Annotated in this window: 1 protein-coding gene; it reads right to left on the reverse strand. The window is 71.4% G+C overall.

The window, feature by feature from the left end; all coding sequences use genetic code 11:
• Positions 1–4: 4 nt before the first annotated feature.
• A partial coding sequence (locus tag ACFYZL_RS27285; RefSeq protein ID WP_388682577.1) for a non-ribosomal peptide synthase/polyketide synthase occupies positions 5–18,924 on the reverse strand: 18,920 nt, incomplete at its 5' end.

Genomic DNA, 18,924 nt, shown 5'->3' on the forward strand with positions numbered 1-18,924 from the left:
GCGGTCACTCCTCTTCGCCGGAGAGCTTGATCTGAAGCGCATCGATCTGGCTCTGGGCCAGCGCAACGAGATGGAAGTCGGACGGGGTGGGCTGAGCGCCCTCCGCGTCGGGGACGTGCGAGGCCAGTCCGGAGAGCATGGCGACCCAGCCGTCGGCCAGTTCGCGCAGTGCCTTCTCCTCGAACGGGCCGACCGGGCAGACCAGGGACACCGTGAGTTCGGGGCCCTCGGGCAGGTCCCGTACGAGGCCCCCGGCTTCCAGAAGACGGGAGGCGGGGGTGTCGGCGTCGGCCGTACCGCCCAGGACGGTGTCCCCCACCGGCTGCCAGGCTCCCCCGGCCACCGGAGTCGCCGAAGTCGCCGGAGCGGCGGTGAAGCGGCCGAGGTAGTTGAATCCGATCTGGGGGGTCGGGAGGCCGGCGAGGGCCTGCGCCGTCTTCGGGTTCAGATGCCGCAGCAGCCCGAAGCCGAGTCCGTCACCGGGCACTGCCCGCAGTTGCTCCCTGACCCGCTTGAGGAGGCGGCCCGCCGCCGGACCGCCGGTGCGGATCCGCGCGTACTCGGTGGTGCCCGGCTCCAATCGCACGGGATGGGAGCCGGTGAACCAGCCGACCGTGCGGGTGAGGTCCATGTCCTCGGTGAGCGGGGTACGGCCGTGGCTCTCGACCTCGATCAGGACACCACCCGCGAGGTTCCGGCCCTGGCGGCGCCGCCATTCGCCGACCGCGGCGACCAGCCCGGCCAGCAGCACGTCGTCGATGCCGGCGTCGAACGCCGCCGGGAGCCTGGTCAGCAGCTCCGTGGTGACCTGGATCGGAACCTTGACCTCCACCCGGCGCACACCGCGGGCGACCGTGTCGAGGGCCGGGTCGAGAGCCCTCTTCCCGAGCAGCGGGTTCGGTCCGCCGATCAGCCTGGTCCACGCCCGCAGCTCGGCCGTCCGCTCGGCACCGAGCGCCTGGCTCTTCAGGGTCTCGGCCCAGCGACGGTAGGACGTCCCGCGCTCCGGACGGGGATCGCGTCCTTCGCGCAGGGCCTCGTACGCGGCGGCCAGGTCCGGAACGAGCACACGCCATGAGACGCCGTCGACGACGAGGTGGTGGGCGACCACCAGCAACCGACCAGGAACGGCCGGTCCGGCATCGAACCAGACGAGTTGGACCATCGATCCGGCCTGCGGGTCCAACCGCTCCACCGCCCGACGTCCCTCCGCCTGGACCACCTCGGCCAGGCTCTCGGCGGTCAGGCTCGCCGTGTCGACCCGGACCACCCGGTCCTCGGCCGCCGCACCCTGCTCCGGCACCACGAGCTGGGGCGTTCCGTCGGAGAGGTCCAGCCGGGCACGCAGGATGTCGTGGTGGTCCAGGAGCACCTGGACGGCGGCCACGAGACGGGGCAGATCGAGGCCGACGGGGGTCTCGACGAGCATCGACTGGGAGAGGACCCCGGTCAGCGCGTTCGGACCGGCCCGCTCGACGAGGTCGAGCATGACCGGGGTCAGCGGGGCCCGTCCGACGCCCGTGTCCTCCTCCGCCGGTTCGGCGGCCCGGGCGAGTTCGGTGCCGCTCAGGGCGACGGCGGCGAGGCCTGCGGGCGACTTGTGCTCGAACACCTGACGAGCCGTGATCACCACGCCTGCGCGCCGGGCGCGCGACACGACGAGCATCGACATGATCGAGTCGCCGCCCAGCGCGAAGAACGAGTCCTCGGCCCCGACCCGCTCCAGACCCAGCACCTCGGCGAACAGCGCGCAGAGGACCTCCTCCACCGGGGTGAGCGGGCCACGGCCCGTGGAACCGCTGATCTCCGGTGCGGGCAGCGCGGCCCGGTCCAGCTTCCCGTTCACCGTGACGGGCAGGGCGTCCAAGCCCATGACCGAGGTCGGGACCATGTAGTCCGGCAAGGACTTCGCAGCGAACTCTCGCAGCAGGTCACCGTCGACCTCCGGCCCGGCCGGTACGACGTAGGCGACAAGGCGCTTGGCCCCCGGCTGGTCCTCCCGCACGATCACCGCGACCTGACCGACGCTCTCGTGCGCGGCCAGCACCGCCTCGACCTCGGCCGGCTCGATCCGGAAACCACGGATCTTCACCTGATCGTCCACACGACCTTCGAAAAGCAACTGCCCCTCGGAGGACCACCGGGCCAGGTCGCCGGTCCGGTACATCCGGCCACCGCCATACGGGCACGCCACAAAACGCTCCGCGGTCAGAGCCGCCCGACCGTCATAACCCCGCGCCAGACCGGAGCCGGCCACATACAGCTCGCCGGTCACGCCCGGCGGTACCGGGCGCAGGAACTCGTCGAGTACGTAGGTGCGTGCGTTGTCCATCGGGCGGCCGATCGGCACGCTCGCCGGAACCACGTCGCCTGTGACGTAGGGGATCTGGGTGGTGAACGCGGTCGTCTCCGTCGGCCCGTACGTCGAGCGAACCGTCAACCCCGGATGCGCGGCCAGCAACGACCTGATCGCCGACGCCGACACGACGTCACCACCGGTCGACACCTCACGCACACCCGCGAAGATCTCCGGCGACTCCTCCGCCAACACCCGGAACAAACCGGCCGTCGCGTGCACGTTCGTCACACCGTGCTCGGCGATCAACCGGCCCCGCGCGACCGCGTCCTTCTCACCCGCAGGCAGCAACACCAGTCGGCCACCACGCGTCAGGGGCACCCAGATCTCGTACGTCGACGCATCGAAGGCGTGGTTCGCCTGCACCAGGACCCGCTCGACCACGTCATCACGCCAACTCCGGTCCGCGACGAAACTCGCCACGTTCCCGTGCGTCACCGCCACACCCTTGGGCCTACCGGTCGACCCCGACGTGTACATCACGTACGCGAGGCTCTCCGAGGAGACCTTCACAGCCGGCTCGGACAGATCCGAGGACGCCTCGAACAACTCTTCAACCGAGGTCGTCGCGAGTCCTTCCACCTCACGATCGGCCACCACCAGCGAGACCCCGGCCTCGGCCACCACCGCACGCAACCGCTCCACCGGATGATCGCCATCCAGCGGCACATACGCAGCACCGGCCTTCACCACACCCAGCAGCACGGCGATCAACTCGGGCGACCGGTCCATCACCACACCGACCCGGCACTCCCGACCGATCCCACGACCCACCAGCCCGCGCGCAACCCGCTCCGCACGCGCATCCAACTCCGCGTACGTCAGCGCGACATCACCCGACACCACCGCCACCGCATCCGGAGTCCGCACCACCTGCGCACCGAACAACTCCGGAAGGGTCGCCACCGGAAGCGGCCGAGCAGTGTCGTTCCACGCGTCGACGACCCTGCCCTCCTCACCGGGCTCCAGCACGTCGAGCCCGCTCAGCCGTATCTGCGGGTCGGCGGCCACCTGCTCCAGGACGCCCACCAGTCGATCGGCCAAGGCCCGGGCCGTGGTGCCGTCGAACAGGTCGGTGGCGTACTGCACACCACCGCCGAGGCCGGCCGGGTCTCCGTGTTCGTCGCGGTGTTCGGTGAGGTTGACGGAGAGGTCGAACCGGGAGGGGAGGGCCGCGTCGGGAAGCGACTCGGTCGCCTGCTGGTGCATGGACAGACCGGGCAGGTCCCATTCCGCGGTGGGGATGTTCTGCAGGACGAGCATGATCTGGAACAGCGGGTGCCGTACCAGCGAGCGCTCCGGGCTGATGTCGTCCACGAGGCGCTCGAAGGGCACGTCCTGGTGGGCGTACGCGGCCAGGTCCGTGTCGCGGACGCGGGCCAGCAGTTCCGCGAACGTCGGATTCCCCGTGGCGTCGGTGCGCAGGACCAGGGTGTTGACGAAGAAGCCGACCAGGCCTTCCAGCGCGGAGTCGCCTCGGCCCGCGATCGCGGTGCCGACGGGGATGTCGGTCCCGGCGCCGAGTCGGGCGAGCAACATCGCCAGCGCCGCCTGGACCACCATGAACATCGTCGCCGAGCCCTGGCGGGCGACTTCCAGCAGCGCGGCGTGGGCTTCCGCTCCCAGTTCGAGCGGTACGGATCCGCCCTCGAAGGAGGCGACCGCGGGCCGGGGCCGGTCCACCGGGAGCGTGAGTTCCTCGGGGAGGTCGGCCAGTGCCTGGCGCCAGTAGGCGAGTTGGGAGCTGATCAGGCTGTCGGGGTCGTCGAGTTCGCCGAGGACCTCGCGCTGCCAGATCGCGTAGTCGGCGTACTGGACCGGCAGCGGCGACCAGGCGGGAGCCGAGCCGGCGACGCGCGCTCCATAGGCGTGCCGGAGGTCCCGGGCGAGGACGCCCATCGACCAGCCGTCCACCGCGATGTGATGCGCCACCAGCATCAACACGAACTCGGTGGCGGTGCCGGTGCCGGTGTCGGTGCCGCTGTCAGTGCCTGTGTCGGTGAGGATGAGCAGTTCCGTCCACCACGGCAGGTCGCGTTCCAGGTCGAAGCCCTTGGACGCGATCTCGGCCATGGCGTCGGCCAGATCGGCCGGGGTGACCTCGCGGACGTGGAGCGGCGGCGGGGTGTCGACGAGCTGCTGTCGTGCGCGGCCGTCGGTGGAGGGATAGACCGTGCGCAGTGTCTCGTGGCGGGCGGCCACGTCGGCGAGGGCGGCCTCCAGGGCCTCGATGTCCAGGTCACCGGAGAGCCGCAGCGCCAGAGGGACGTTGTAGGCCGCTTCGGCGCCGGTCTCGTCGAGCTGGTTGAGGAACCACATCCGCTGCTGCCCGAAGGACAGCGGCAGTGTCTCGGGCCGTTCACGGGCGACGAGACCCATCCGGACGTCGTCCTCGTTGTCCTCCACCAGGCGGGCCAGCCCGGCGACGGTCGGCGCGCCGAACAGCTCCCGTACGTTGATCTCGGCGTCGAGCACCGAGCGGACCCGTACGACCAGCCGCATCGCGAGCAGCGAGTCACCGCCGAGTTCGAAGAACGACTCCTCCGCGCCGACCCGCTCCAGGCCGAGCACTTCGGCGAACAGTCCGCACAGCACCTCCTCCACGGGAGTGGCGGCGCCCCGGCCCGTGGAGTCGCCGAACTCGGGGGCGGGCAGGGCCGCCCGGTCGAGCTTGCCGTTCACCGTGAGGGGGAGGGAGTCGAGGGCGACGACGGCGGCGGGCACCATGTACTCCGGCAGGGTGCGCGCGGCGTACTCGTTCAGGGCCGCGTCGTCGACGCCCTCGTCCGCCGCGACGACGTAGGCGACCAGGCGCTTGACGCCCGGCTGGTCCTCCCGGACCACCACCGCGACCTGGGCGACGCCTTCGTACCCGGCCAGTACCGTCTCGATCTCGCCGAGCTCGATCCGGAAGCCTCGGATCTTCACCTGGTCGTCGACGCGACCGGCGTACAGGAGTGCGCCGTCCGGCGTCCATCGGGCCACGTCGCCGGTCCGGTACATCCGCGCGCCCTCGGGGCCGTACGGATCGGCCACGAACCGCTCGGCGGTGAGGTCGGACCGGTTCGCGTAGCCGCGCGCCAGGCCGTCACCGGAGAGGTACAGCTCGCCGGCGATGCCCACCGGCACGGGGCGCAGCGCGTCGTCGAGCACGTACGCCCGCGTGTTCGCCATCGGCCGGCCGATCGGTACCGAATCGGGCACCTCGTCGACCGCCCGCATCGGGTGGGCGGTGGCAAAGGTGGTGCTTTCCGTGGGGCCGTAGCCGTCCACGACCTTCGTGTGCGGGCACGCCTCCAGGACGCGGCGCACGGCGGTGGCGGGGACGGCCTCGCCGCCCGTCCACACCTCGCGCACCGCGGCGAAGCTGTCCGGTGCCTCCTCGGCGAGCAGCCGGAACAGGCCGGCCGTGAGCCACAGCGCGCTCACCCGCTGTTCGACGAGGGTGCGTCGCATGGCGCGGACGTCGAGTTCGCCGGGCGCCACCACGACGGTGCCGCCGGACAGCAGCGGCACCCACAGCTCGTACGTCGACGCGTCGAAGGTGTGCGGGGAGTGCATCAGTACGCGTTCCCGGCTGCCGCTGCCGTTCCAGCACGGGTCGAGGGCGAGGGCGGCCACGGCGTGGTGGGTGACCGCCACGCCCTTGGGCAGGCCCGTCGAGCCGGAGGTGAACATCACGTAGGCGAGCCGGCCGGGGTGCACCGTCGTCCCGGTGTCGCCGGACGGCGCCGGATCCAGGGTGGTGTCGCCGTCGACCACGACGACGGCTCGGGCGTCGTCCTCCAGTACGGATCCTCGCAGCGTGCTGTCGGTCACGAGCACCGGGATGTCCGTGTCCTCGGCGATCCGGCGCAGCCGGTCGGCGGGCGCGTCGGCGTCCAGCGGCACGTACGTGCCGCCGGCCTTCAGGACCGCCAGGATCGAGACGACCAGGTCGATCGACCGCCTCTGGAGCAGGGCGACCGCGCGCTCGTCGCCGACTCCCAGGGCCATCAGGCGGTGGGCGAGCCGGTTCGCCCGCGCGTTCAGTTCGGCGTAGGTCAGCTCCGTGTCCCCGGAGACGAGCGCGACTGCCTCGGGGGTTCGGCGTACCTGGGCCTCGAACAGCGCCGGGAGCGACGCGTGCGGGACGGGCCGTGCCGTGTCGTTCCATTCCACGAGCAGCTGTGCCTGCTCGGCCTCGTCCAGGACGTTGAGCCGGGTCAGGGGCAGGTGCGGGTCGGCGGCCATCTGCGCGAGGACCCTCTGCGCACGCTCCAGCAGGAGCCGGACGGTGGCCTCGTCGAAGAGGTCGGGTCGGTAGTCGAGCCGCAGTTCGAGTTCGTCGGACGGTGAGGCGAGCAGGGTGAGCGGGTAGTGGGCCGTTTCCTCACCGCCGCCTCCGACGATCGGCAGGCCGCCGAGTCGGCGTCCGGCGTCGGGGTCGTGCGGGTAGTTCTCGTAGACGACGAGGGTGTCGAAGGTCGCGGCGGCGCCGGCGATGCGCTGGATCTCCGTGAGTCCCACGTGCTGGTACGCGATGAGTTCGGCCTGCTCGCCCTGGAGCCCGGTCAGCAGCTCCGTGATCGTGCTCCGCGGGTCGAGCCGGACCCGTACCGGGATGGTGTTGATGAACAGTCCGAGCATCCGCTCGACGCCCGGGATCTCGGCCGGGCGGCCCGCGACCGTGGCGCCGAAGACCACGTCGGTGCGGCCCGTCAGCATTCCCAGCAGGACCGCCCACGCGCCCTGGACCAGGGTGTTCAGCGTGAGCCCGTTCGCCCGTGCCATGTCCCGCAGCGCGGTGGTGTGCTGTGCGTCGAGCCGCGTGATGACGTGGCGGGAAGGGACGGATTCCGCCCCCCGTTCGATCGGGGCGACGAGGGTCGGTTCGTGGGCGCCCGCCAGTGCCGCGCGCCATGCCTCCGATGCCGCCTCGCCGTCCTGACGGCCGAGCCAGGCGAGGTAGTCACGGTAGGCGGGCACCGGCGGAAGGGAGCTCGCGTCGCCGCCGGCCGCGTAGATCCGCGACAGTTCACCGAGGAGGATGGGCAGCGACCAGCCGTCCGTGACGATGTGGTGCATGGTCAGGATCAGGCGGTTCCGCTCCGTGCCCCGCTTGACCAGCAGCAAGCGGACCAGTGGCGGTTCCGCGAGGTCGAACGGCGTCAGGTCCTCGTCCGCGAGCCGGTGTGCCTCGGTCTCGGCGTCCGTGTCGGACAGGCCCGACAGGTCGACCTCGCGCCACGGCAGTTCCACATCCCGGACGACGACCTGCACCGGGCTTGCCATGCCGACCGGCTGGCGGAACCCCGTCCGCAGACTCGCGTGCCGATCCAACAGCACCTGCCACGACCTGCGCAGCACGGCCGCGTCCAACGCCCCCTCCAGATCGAGGAAACGCTGACCCACGTACACATCGCGCGCGCCCTCGTCGTACCGGGCGTGGAACAGCAGCCCTTCCTGCAACGGCGACAACGGCCACACGTCGACCAGCCCCGGAACAGCCGCCTCCAGCTCCTCCACCTCACCCTGGCCCAACGCCACCAACGAGAAATCGGAAGGCGTACGACCCCCCGCACCCGGCTCACCGGCATGCGCCGCCAACCCGGCCAGCATCGCCATCCAGCCGGATGCCAGCTCGCCCAGCGCCCCCTCGTCGAAGAGGCCGGCCGGGCCGCCGAGTGAGATCGTCAGTTCCGGCCCTTCGGGGAGATCGCGGACCAGTCCGCCTGCTTCCAACGCGTGCATGAGGGCCATGTGCGGGTCGGCCGCCCCGCCGAGGACGGTGTCGGTGTCGGGGCGCCAACTGCCGTCCGCGGTCTGGTCGGCGGTGGTGAAGCGGCCGAGGTAGTTGAAGCCGATCTGCGCGGACGGAAGCCCCTCGAACGCGGAAGCAGTCTCCGGATTCAGGTGACGCAGCAGCCCGTACCCCAGACCGTCCCCCGGAACGGCCCGCACCTGCTCCTTGACCCGCTTCAACAGACGGCCCGCCTCCGGACCACCCGCACGCACCCGGGCGTGATCGACGCCACCCGTGTCCAACCGCATCGGGTACGAGCCGGTGAACCAGCCGATCGTGCGCGTCAGGTCCATGTCGTCGGAGAGCGGCACACGACCGTGGCTCTCCACGTCCACCAGCAGCCCGCCCGCGAGGGGACGGCCCCTGCCACGCCGCCACTCCTCCACGGCGGCGACCAGTCCGGCCAGCAGCACGTCGTCGATGCCGGCGTGGAAGAGGGCCGGCACCCGCGTCAGCAACCGGGACGTCACCGACACGGGCAGGCGGAGTTCCACCTGTCGTGTCCCGCCGGCGACCGTGTCCACGGCCGGATCCAGCGCCCGATCACCGAGGTGGGGGTCCGAGTCCTCCAACAACGCGATCCACGAGGGTAGTTCGGCCGACCGCTCCGCACCCACCGCTTCGCCGGCCAGGGCCTGCGCCCAACCGCGGAACGACGTACTCGCCGTGTCCGGATCGATGTCCCGGCCGGATGTGTACGCCTCCGCCAGATCGGGGGTCAGCACGCGCCACGACACGCCGTCGATGACCAGGTGGTGCGCCACCAGCAGCAGGCGTCCGGGCTCGTCGGGTCCGGCGTCGAACCAGACGGCCCGCACCATCCGGCCGGCGACCGGGTCGAGCCACCCGACGGCGTCCCGTTCGGCTTCGCGTACGAGCGCGGTCAGGTCACGGGCGACGGCGTCCACGCGCCGTACGACCGCCGGTGCGGAGCCCTTCTCCGGTATCACCAGTCCGCTCGGTGCGCCGTCGGCGAGTTCCAGGCGGGCACGGAGTACGTCGTGGTGGTCCAGCAGTCGCTGCAGTGCCGCTTCCAGGCGCGGCAGCTCCAGCCCGGCCGGTACCCGGAGCAGCATCGACTGGGAGAACGAACCGGTGAGCGCCGTCGGGCCCGCCCGTTCCACCAGCTCGCGCATCACCGGTGTCAGGGGCGCCGACCCCACGCCGGACATCCGTGCGTGGCGGGGCCCCGTCGTGGCCGCGGGTACCCCGGCGACCCGTGCCAGCCCGGCAGGGGACCTGTGTTCGAACACCTGCCGGACGGTGACGGCCACGCCCGCACGCCGTGCCCGGGAGACGACGAGCATGGAGGTGATGGAGTCGCCGCCGAGTTCGAAGAACGAGTCCTCGGCGCCGACCCGCTCCAGGCCCAGCACCTCGGCGAACAGCCCGCACAACACCTCTTCCACGGCGGTGGCCGGGCCACGGCCGGCGGAACCGGTGAACTCGGGCGCGGGCAGTGCGGCCCGGTTCAGCTTCCCGTTGGCGGTGACCGGAAGGGTCTCCAGCCCGATGACCGTGGCCGGGACCATGTACTCCGGGAGGGTCCGCGCGGCGAACTCCTTGAGAGACTCGCCGTCCACGTCCGCGTTTTCGCCGGCCGGTACGACGTAGGCGACCAGGCGCTTCACGCCCGGCTGGTCCTCACGGACCACGACCGCGACCCGGCCCACGCCCTCATGACCGGCCAACACGCTCTCGATCTCACCGAGTTCGATCCGGAAACCACGGATCTTCACCTGGTCGTCCGCACGCCCCAGATACAGCAACTCACCATCCGAGGACCACCGCACCAGGTCACCCGTCCGGTACATCCGATCCGAACCCGGGAACGGGCACGCCACGAACCGCTCCGCCGTCAAAGCAGACCGACCCGCGTAACCACGCGCCAACTGCACCCCCGCCAGATACAACTCCCCCGTCACACCAGGAGGCACCGGACGCAGGAACTCGTCCAACACGTACGTCTGCGTGTTCCACACCGGACGCCCGATCGGCACCGAACCGTGGAGCGCACCTTCCGTGCCGTCCCAGGCGGTGACCTCGACCGCCGCTTCCGTCGGCCCGTAGAGGTTGTGGAGCCGCACGCCGATCCGGTGACGGAACTCCTCCACCAGGTCCGCCGTCAGCGCCTCGCCACTGCAGAAGACCCGGCGCAGACCCGCGCGATCACCCTTACCGACCTCCTGAAGGAACACGCCCAGCATCGACGGCACGAAGTGCATCACCGTCACCGACTGCCGGGCCACCACGTCCACCAGGTACGCCGGATCCCGATGCCCACCGGGCTTGGCCATCACCAGACCCGCACCCACCACCAACGGCCAGAACAACTCCCACACCGACACGTCGAACCCCGTCGGCGTCTTCTGCAACACCCGGTCGTCACTCGCCAACCCGTAGGTGTCCTGCATCCACAGCAGCTTGTTCGTGATGGACCGGTGGCTGACCACCACGCCCTTGGGACGGCCCGTCGACCCCGACGTGTAGATCACGTACGCCGCCGTTCCGGGCGTGACCCGGGATGCCGGGGCACCGCCGGAGAAGGAAGCGATCTCGGCGGCCGTCGCCTCGTCGTCCCAGACCACCCAGCCGGAGGTCCCGGCCCGGTCGCCGGCCGTGGAAGAGGTGCAGAGGACCACTGCCGGCGCGGCATCGGCCAGCACGTACTCGATCCGGTCGGCCGGATAGTCCGGATCCACCGGAACGTACGCGGCCCCCGCCTTGAGCACACCCCACAGCACCGCCATGAGATCGACCGACCGCTCCATCAACACGGCCACCCGACCCTCCGGACCCACCCCCTTCCCGATCAACCAGCGCGCCACCCGGTTCGACCACTCGTCCAACTCCGCATAGGTCACGGAGGTCTCTTCGTCGATGACGGCCAGGGCGTCCGCGACGCGGCCGGCCTGGGACCGGAACAGCTCGGGCAGGGTCGTGGCCCGGACGGCTCGCTGGGTGTCGTTCCACTCGTCCACGACCAGCCGCCGCTCGGCCGCTTCGAGGATCTCCAGCTCGCCGGCCGTGACGTGCGGGTCGGCGGCCACCTGTTCCAGCACCCGTGCGAGCCGGTGGGCCAGGGCGCGGGCCGTGTCCTCGTCGAACAGGTCGGCCGCGTACTGGAATCCGCCCGCGATCCCGGCGGGGCCGCCGCGTTCGTCGCGCAGCTCGACCAGCCCGATCGACAGGTCGAAGCGGGCCGAGAACTCCTCGTCGGCCAGGATCGGCCGTACGTCCAGGCCCCGCAGTGCCCACGGGGCGTCCGCGCCCGGGGTGTTGTCGATCGTCAGCAGCACCTGGAACAGGGGGTGCCTGGACAGGGAGCGGGTCGGGCTGAGGTCGTCCACCAGCCGCTCGAACGGCACGTCCTGGTGGGCGAACGCGGCCAGGTCGGTCTCCCTGACCCGACCCAGCAGTTCCGCGAACGTGGGGTCGCCGGCGGCGTCCGTGCGCAGCACCAGGGTGTTGACGAAGAAGCCCACCAGATCGTCGAGGGCCGAGTCGGGGCGACCCGCCACGACCGTGCCGATCGGAAGGTCGCTGCCCGCGCCGAGCCGGCTCAGGAGCATCGCCAGCGCGGCCTGGACGACCATGAACATCGTCGCCGAGCCCTGCCGGGCCACTGCCGCGAGCGCGGCGTGGGTCTCGGGGCCGACCTCCATCGGAACCCATCCGCCCTGGAACGACCCGACCGCCGGACGGGTCCGGTCCGCCGGGAGCGACAGTTCCTCGGGCAGCCCGGCCAGGGCCTCCCGCCAGTAGTCCAGCTGCGCGCTCAGCAGGCTGTCCGGATCGCCGGCCTCGCCCAAGACCTCGCGCTGCCAGAGCGCGTAGTCGGCGTACTGGACCGGCAGCTCCGACCAGTCCGGCTCCGCACCGGTGTGCCGGGCCGCGTAGGCCTCCTGGAGGTCCGCCGCAAGGACGCCCATGGACCAGCCGTCCACGGCGATGTGATGTGACACCAGCAGCAGCACGAAGTCGTTGTCGGACAGGGCCAGCAGCTCGGTGCGCCACGGCCGGTCCCTGGTCAGGTCGAAGGGCCGGCTGGACAGCGCGGCCATGACCTCCGACAGGTCCGTCGGTGCGACGTCGCTCACCCGCAGGGCCGGACGGCCGGCAGGGCCGGCGAGGATCTGCTGCCGGGCAGCGCCGTCCGTCTCCGGGAACACCGTCCGGAGGGTCTCGTGCCGGTCGGCGACATCGCCGAGCGCCCGCTCCAGCGCGACCACGTCCAGCGCGCCGGTGAGCCGCAGCGCGAGCGGCATGTTGTACGCCGCGGCCGCGCCCGTCTCCTCCAGCCGGTTGAGGAACCACATCCGCTGCTGGCCGAACGACAGCGGCAGTACCTCGGGCCGCTGCCGGGCCGGTATCGCCGCCCGGACCGCGCGTCCCGAGGTGTCGCCCACCAGCCGGGCCAGCCCGGCGACGGTCGGCGCCGCGAACAGCTCACGGATGCCGATCTCCGTGTCCAGCGCCGAGCGGATCGACGCGATCAGCCGCATCGCCAGCAGGGAGTCTCCGCCCAGGTCGAAGAACGAGTCCTCGGCGCCCGCCCGCTCCAGGCCGAGCACCTCGGCGAACAGCGCGCAGAGGACCCCCTCCACCGGGGTCGCGGGCCCGCGGCCCGCGCCGTCGCCCAGGTCCGGCGCGGGCAGCGCGGCCCGGTCCAGCTTGCCGTTCGCCGTGTTCGGCAGGGCTTCCAGCACCACGACGGCCGCGGGCACCATGTGGTCGGGCAGGGTCCGGGCGGCGAACTCCCGGAGCACGGTGCCGTCGGCGACGCCCCCCGCGGCCGGAACGACGTAGGCGACCAGACGTTTCACGCCCGGCTGGTCCTCGCGGACGATCACCGCGGCCCGAGCGACGCTCTCGTGCGCGGCCAGCACCGCCTCGATCTCACCCGGCTCGATCCTGAAGCCGCGGATCTTCACCTGATCGTCCGCCCGACCGGCGAAGAGGAGCTGCCCGTCCGCCGTCCACCGCGCCAGGTCACCGGTCCGGTACATCCGGCCCCCGCCCTCGTACGGGCAGGCGACGAACCGCTCCGCCGTCAGAGCGGCCCTGTCGTCGTAGCCGCGTGCGAGCCCGGCGCCGGCGACGTACAGCTCCCCGACGACGCCGGGCGGCAGCGGGCGCAGGAACTCGTCCAGTACGAACACCCGGGTGTTCCACACCGGGCTGCCGATCGACACCGCGGTCCGGCCCGGTTCGGGGGTCAACGCCCCGGTCATCGTCGCGCAGACCGTCGTCTCCGTCGGACCGTACGCGTTGAACAGCCGCCTCGACGTACCCCACTCGGCCACCAGGCCCGGCGGGCACGCCTCGCCCGCCACCACCACGGTCGTCAGCGAGTCCGGCAGACGGTCGACGCTCGCCAGCACCGACGGGGGAAGGGTCACATGGGTCACCGCGAAGTCGTCGAGCAGATCCTCCAGCCGTCCGAACGGCGGCATCCGGTCGGCGGGCGCCACCACCAGCGCGGCCCCGGCGAGCAGCGCCATGCACACCTCGGACACGGCCGCGTCGAAGCCCAGCGCGGCGAACTGCAGCACCCGCGATCGCGGGCCGACCCCGAACCGGTCGATCTGGGCACCGGACAGACTGCCCAACCCCTGGTGCGACACCACCACGCCCTTCGGCGTCCCCGTGGAACCCGAGGTGTGGATCACGTACGCCGGATGCGCCGGACGCAGCGGCGACCTGCGGTCGGCGTCGGTCGGCGCGGTCGTCGGAGCGGCCTCGATCTCCGCCGCGGTGGCCGCGTCGTCCCCCATCATCCGGCTGACCCCGGCCGGGATCAGCCCGGCGTGCGGCCCGGCGTCCGGCCCTGCGTCCGGCCCGGCGTCCGGACCGGTGGACACGACCAACGCCGGGTCGGCGTCGGCGAGCGTGAAGGCGATCCGTTCGGCCGGGTAGTTCGGGTCGACCGGCACGTAGGCCGCGCCCGCCTTCGTCACTCCGAGCAGCACGACGATCTGGTCGACGGATCGCTCCATCAGGACGCCGACCCGGTCCTCCGGGCCGACGCCCCGGCCGATCAGCACGTGCGCCATCCGGTTGGCCCGCTCGTCCAGCTCCGCGTACGTCAGGGATACGCCGGCACCGATCAGCGCGGTGGCCTCCGGGGTGCGGGCCACCTGCGCCTCGAACGCCTCCGGCAGGGTGACGGCGGGCAGCGTCCGGGCGGAATCGTTCCACTCGTCCGTGACCACGCGCCGCTCGTCGGCATCGAGCACGTCGAGCCGGCTGAGGCGGGTCTCCGGATCGGCGGCGACCTGTGCCAGAACGCGTTCCAGCCGGTGGACGAGCGCGTGGGCCGTCGTGTGGTCGAACAGGTCCTTCGCGTACTGGAGGTCGCCGGTGATACCGGCCGGTGCTCCGCGCTCGTCACGGCGCTCGGCGAGACTCAGCGACAGGTCGAACCTGGCGGGAAGCGCCTCGTCCGGCAGCGTTCCGGCGTTCATCGGGTGCACGGTCAGACCGGGGAGCTCCCAGTCCGTGGCCGGGACGTTCTGCAGCACGAGCATGATCTGGAACAGCGGATGGCGGACCAGTGACCGCTCCGGGCTGAGCTCGTCCACCAGCCGCTCGAACGGCACGTCCTGATGGGCGTACGCCGACAGGTCGGTCTCCCGCACCCGGGCCAGCAGCTCCGCGAAGGTCGGGTCGCCCGACACGTCCGTCCGCAGCACCAGCGTGTTCACGAAGAACCCGGCGAGATCGTCGAGCGCGCTGTCGCCGCGACCGGCGATCGCGGTGCCGATGGGGATGTCCGTCCCTGCGCCGAGCCGGGCCAGCAGCATCGCCCACGCGGCCTGCACCGCCATGAACATCGTCGCCGAGCCCTGCCGGACCACGCGCGACAGAGCGGCGTGCGTCGCCTCCCCCACCTCGACCGCCACCGAGCCGCCCTGGAACGACGGGACGGCGGGCCGGGCCCGGTCCGCCGGAAGCGGAGTCTCCTCGGGCAGCCCCGCCAGGGCCTCGCGCCAGTGGCCCAGCTGGGTGCCGATCACACTGTCCGGGTCGGCCGGGTCGCCGAGGGCCTCCCGCTGCCAGAGCGCGTAGTCGGCGTACTGGACGGGCAGCGGGGACCAGTCGGCCACCCCGCCTTCGCATCGCGACGCGTACGCCGCCCGCAGGTCCCTCGCCAGGATCCCCATCGACCAGCCGTCCACCGCGATGTGATGGGCCACCATGAGCAGGACGAACTCGGACTCGGACTCGGACTCGGCCTCTGACAGGACCAGCAGAGTCACCCGCCAGGGAAGTTCGTGGGCCAGGTCGAAGCTCCGCCCGGCCTCGGTCACCAGGACCTCGGGCAGCTCGGCCTCGTCGATCCGCCGGGTGGGCAGGGACGGACGACCGGCCTCGCCCTCCAAGACGTGCTGTCGCGGAGTCCCGCCCGTCTCGGGGAAGACCGTACGAAGGGTCTCGTGCCGGTCGGCCAGGTCACCGAGCGCATCGGCCAGGGCGGCCGTGTCCAGCGCTCCGGAGAGTCGGAGTGCCAGCGACATGTTGTACGCCGCGCCCACCCCCGCTCCTTCGAGCTGGTTCAGGAACCACATGCGCTGCTGGCCGAACGACAGCGGCACCGTTTCCGGCCGCTCCCGCACCATGATCCGAGACCTGACGTCGGACCGGTCGCCGTCCACGAGCCGGGCCAGGCCCGCGACGGTCGCGGTGCCGAACAGCTCACGGACGCCGATCTCGGCATTCAGCACCGAGCGGACCGATGCGATGAGGCGCATCGCGAGCAGCGAGTCACCGCCGAGTTCGAAGAACGAGTCCTCGACCCCGACCCGCTCCAGACCCAACACCTCCGCGAACAGGCCGCACAGGACCTCTTCCAACGGGTTCCGGGGGTCGCGCCCCTCACCCCCGCCGAAGTCGGGGGCGGGGAGCGCGGCCCGGTCGAGCTTCCCGTTCACGGTGACCGGCAGGGTCTCCAGCAACACGAACGCGGCCGGAACCATGTAGTCGGGCAGCTTGCCGGCGACGTGGTCCCCGAGCAGTACGACGTCCACGTCCATGTTCGGGTCGGCCGGCACGACGTACGCGACAAGGCGCTTGGCCCCGGGCTGGTCCTCGCGCACGACAACGGCGACCTGACCGACGCTCTCGTGCGCGGCGAGTACCGCCTCGACCTCGGCCGGCTCGATCCGGAACCCACGGATCTTCACCTGATCGTCCGCACGGCCGACGAAGAGGAGCCGACCGTCCGCCGTCCACCGCGCCAGGTCGCCGGTCCGGTACATCCGGCCACCGCCATACGGGCACGCCACAAAACGCTCCGCGGTCAGAGCCGCCCGACCGTCGTAGCCCCGCGCCAGACCGGAGCCCGCCACATACAACTCACCGGTCACGCCCGGAGGCACCGGACGCAGGAACTCGTCCAGGACGTAGGTGCGTGCGTTGTCCATCGGCCGGCCGATCGGCACACTCGCCGGAACCACGTCGCCTGTGACGTACGGGATCTGGGTGGTGAACGCCGTCGTCTCCGTCGGCCCGTACGTCGAGCGAACCGTCAACCCCGGATACGCGGCCAGCAACGCCCTGATCGCCGACGCCGACACGACGTCACCACCGGTCGACACCTCACGCACACCCGCGAAGATCTCCGGCGACTCCTCCGCCAACACCCGAAACAAACCGGCCGTCGCGTGCACGTTCGTGACACCGTGCTCGGCAATCAACCGGCCCCGCGCGACCGCGTCCTTCTCACCCGCAGGCAGCAACACCAGTCGGCCACCACGCGTCAGGGGCACCCAGATCTCGTACGTCGACGCATCGAAGGCGTGGTTCGCCTGCACCAAAACCCGCTCGACCACGCCATCACGCCAACTCCGGTCCGCGACAAAACTCGCCACGTTCCCGTGCGTCACCGCCACACCCTTCGGCCTACCGGTCGACCCCGACGTGTACATCACATACGCCAAGCTCTCCGAGGAGACCTTCACAGCCGGCGCTGACCGATCCGAGGACGCCTCGAACAACTCTTCAACCGAGGTCGTCGCGAGTCCTTCCACCTCACGATCGGCCACCACCAGCGAGACCCCGGCCTCGGCCACCACCGCACGCAACCGCTCCACCGGATGATCGCCATCCAGCGGCACATACGCAGCACCGGCCTTCACCACACCCAGCAGCACAGCGATCAACTCGGGCGACCGGTCCATCACCACACCGACCCGGCACTCCCGACCGATCCCACGACCCACCAGCCCGCGCGCAACCCGCTCCGCACGCTCGTCCAACTCCGCATACGTCAGCGCGACATCACCCGACACCACCGCCACCGCATCCGGAGTCCGCACCACCTGCGCACCGAACAACTCCGGAAGAGTCCCCACCCCGACCGGCCGAGCAGTGTCGTTCCATCCGTCCACCACCAGACCACGCTCGGCCTCCTCCAGCAGGTCAAGCCGGCCGACCGGCAGCGTGGGGTCCGCGGCGATCTGTTCCAGAACTCGCCGTACGCGCTCCGCGAGCACCTGCACGGTGGCTTCGTCGAACACGTCGGGTCGGTAGTCGAACTGCAGCTCAAGCCGGTCGGACGGCGAGACGACCAGCGTGAGCGGGTAGTGGGCCGCTTCCTCGCCCCCGCCTGCGGCGATCCGCAGACCACCGAGATCGCGGCCGGCATCGGGGTCGTGCGGATAGTTCTCGTAGACGACCAGGCTGTCGAAGATCCCGCCCGGGCCGCTGATGCGCTGGATCTCGGTAAGACCCAGGTATTGGTGGTCCATCAGTTCGGCTTGCTGTGACTGAAGTTCGGTCAGCAGGTCGGTGAACGTCCGTCGTGGGTCCAGTCGTACCCGTACCGGGACGGTGTTCATGAGCAGGCCCAGCATCCGCTCCACACCCGGAAGCTCGGCCGGGCGACCGGCGACCGTGGCGCCGAACACCACGTCCGTCCGGCCCACGAGTACCCCGACCAACACGCCCCAGACGCCCTGGATCACCGTGTTCAGCGTCAGACCGTGCTCGCGCGCCATGTCGCGCAGCGCGAGAGCGAGGCCGTCGTCGAGCCTGGTGATGACGTGGTGGGGCTGGACCGATTCGACGCCCGGTGCGACGGGGGCGACGAGGGTCGACTCGGTGACCCCGGCCAGCAGCTCCTGCCAGGCGGACCTGGCGGCTTCCTTGTCCTGACGAGCCAGCCAGGCGAGGTACTCCCGGTACGGCGTGACCGGCGGCAGTCCGCCGACGCCACCGTCGGCCGCGTAGATCCGGGACAGCTCGCCGAACAGGATGGGCAGGGACCAGCCGTCCATGATGATGTGGTGCATCGTCATGACGAGGCGGAACCGCTCTTCACCCTGCTTGAGCAGCAAGAACCGCAGCAGGGGCGGAACCGCGAGATCGAACCGGCCGTGCTCCTCCTCGGCCAGCCGGAGCGCCTCGGCCTCGGCGTCCTCCTCGGTCAGGTGGGAAAGGTCCACCTCGCGCCACGGCAACTCCACGTTCTGCTCGACGACCTGGACGAGGCCGTGAAAGCCGGCCCGCAGGCTCGCGTGCCGGTCCAGGAGCGCCTGCCAGGAACGGCGGAACCGCTCGGAGTCGACAGGGCCTTCGAGGTCGAGGAAGCGCTGACCGACGTACGCATCGCGCGCGCCCTCGTCGTACCGGGCGTGGAACAGCAACCCCTCCTGCAACGGCGACAACGGCCACACGTCGACCAGCCCCGGAACAGCCGCCTCCAGCTCCTCCACCTCACCCTGGCCCAACGCCACCAACGAGAAGTCCGAAGGCGTACGACCACCGGCACCCGCCTGCC

It is taken from the genome of Streptomyces sp. NPDC001717 (assembly GCF_042892775.1).
GTDB lineage: Bacteria > Actinomycetota > Actinomycetes > Streptomycetales > Streptomycetaceae > Streptomyces.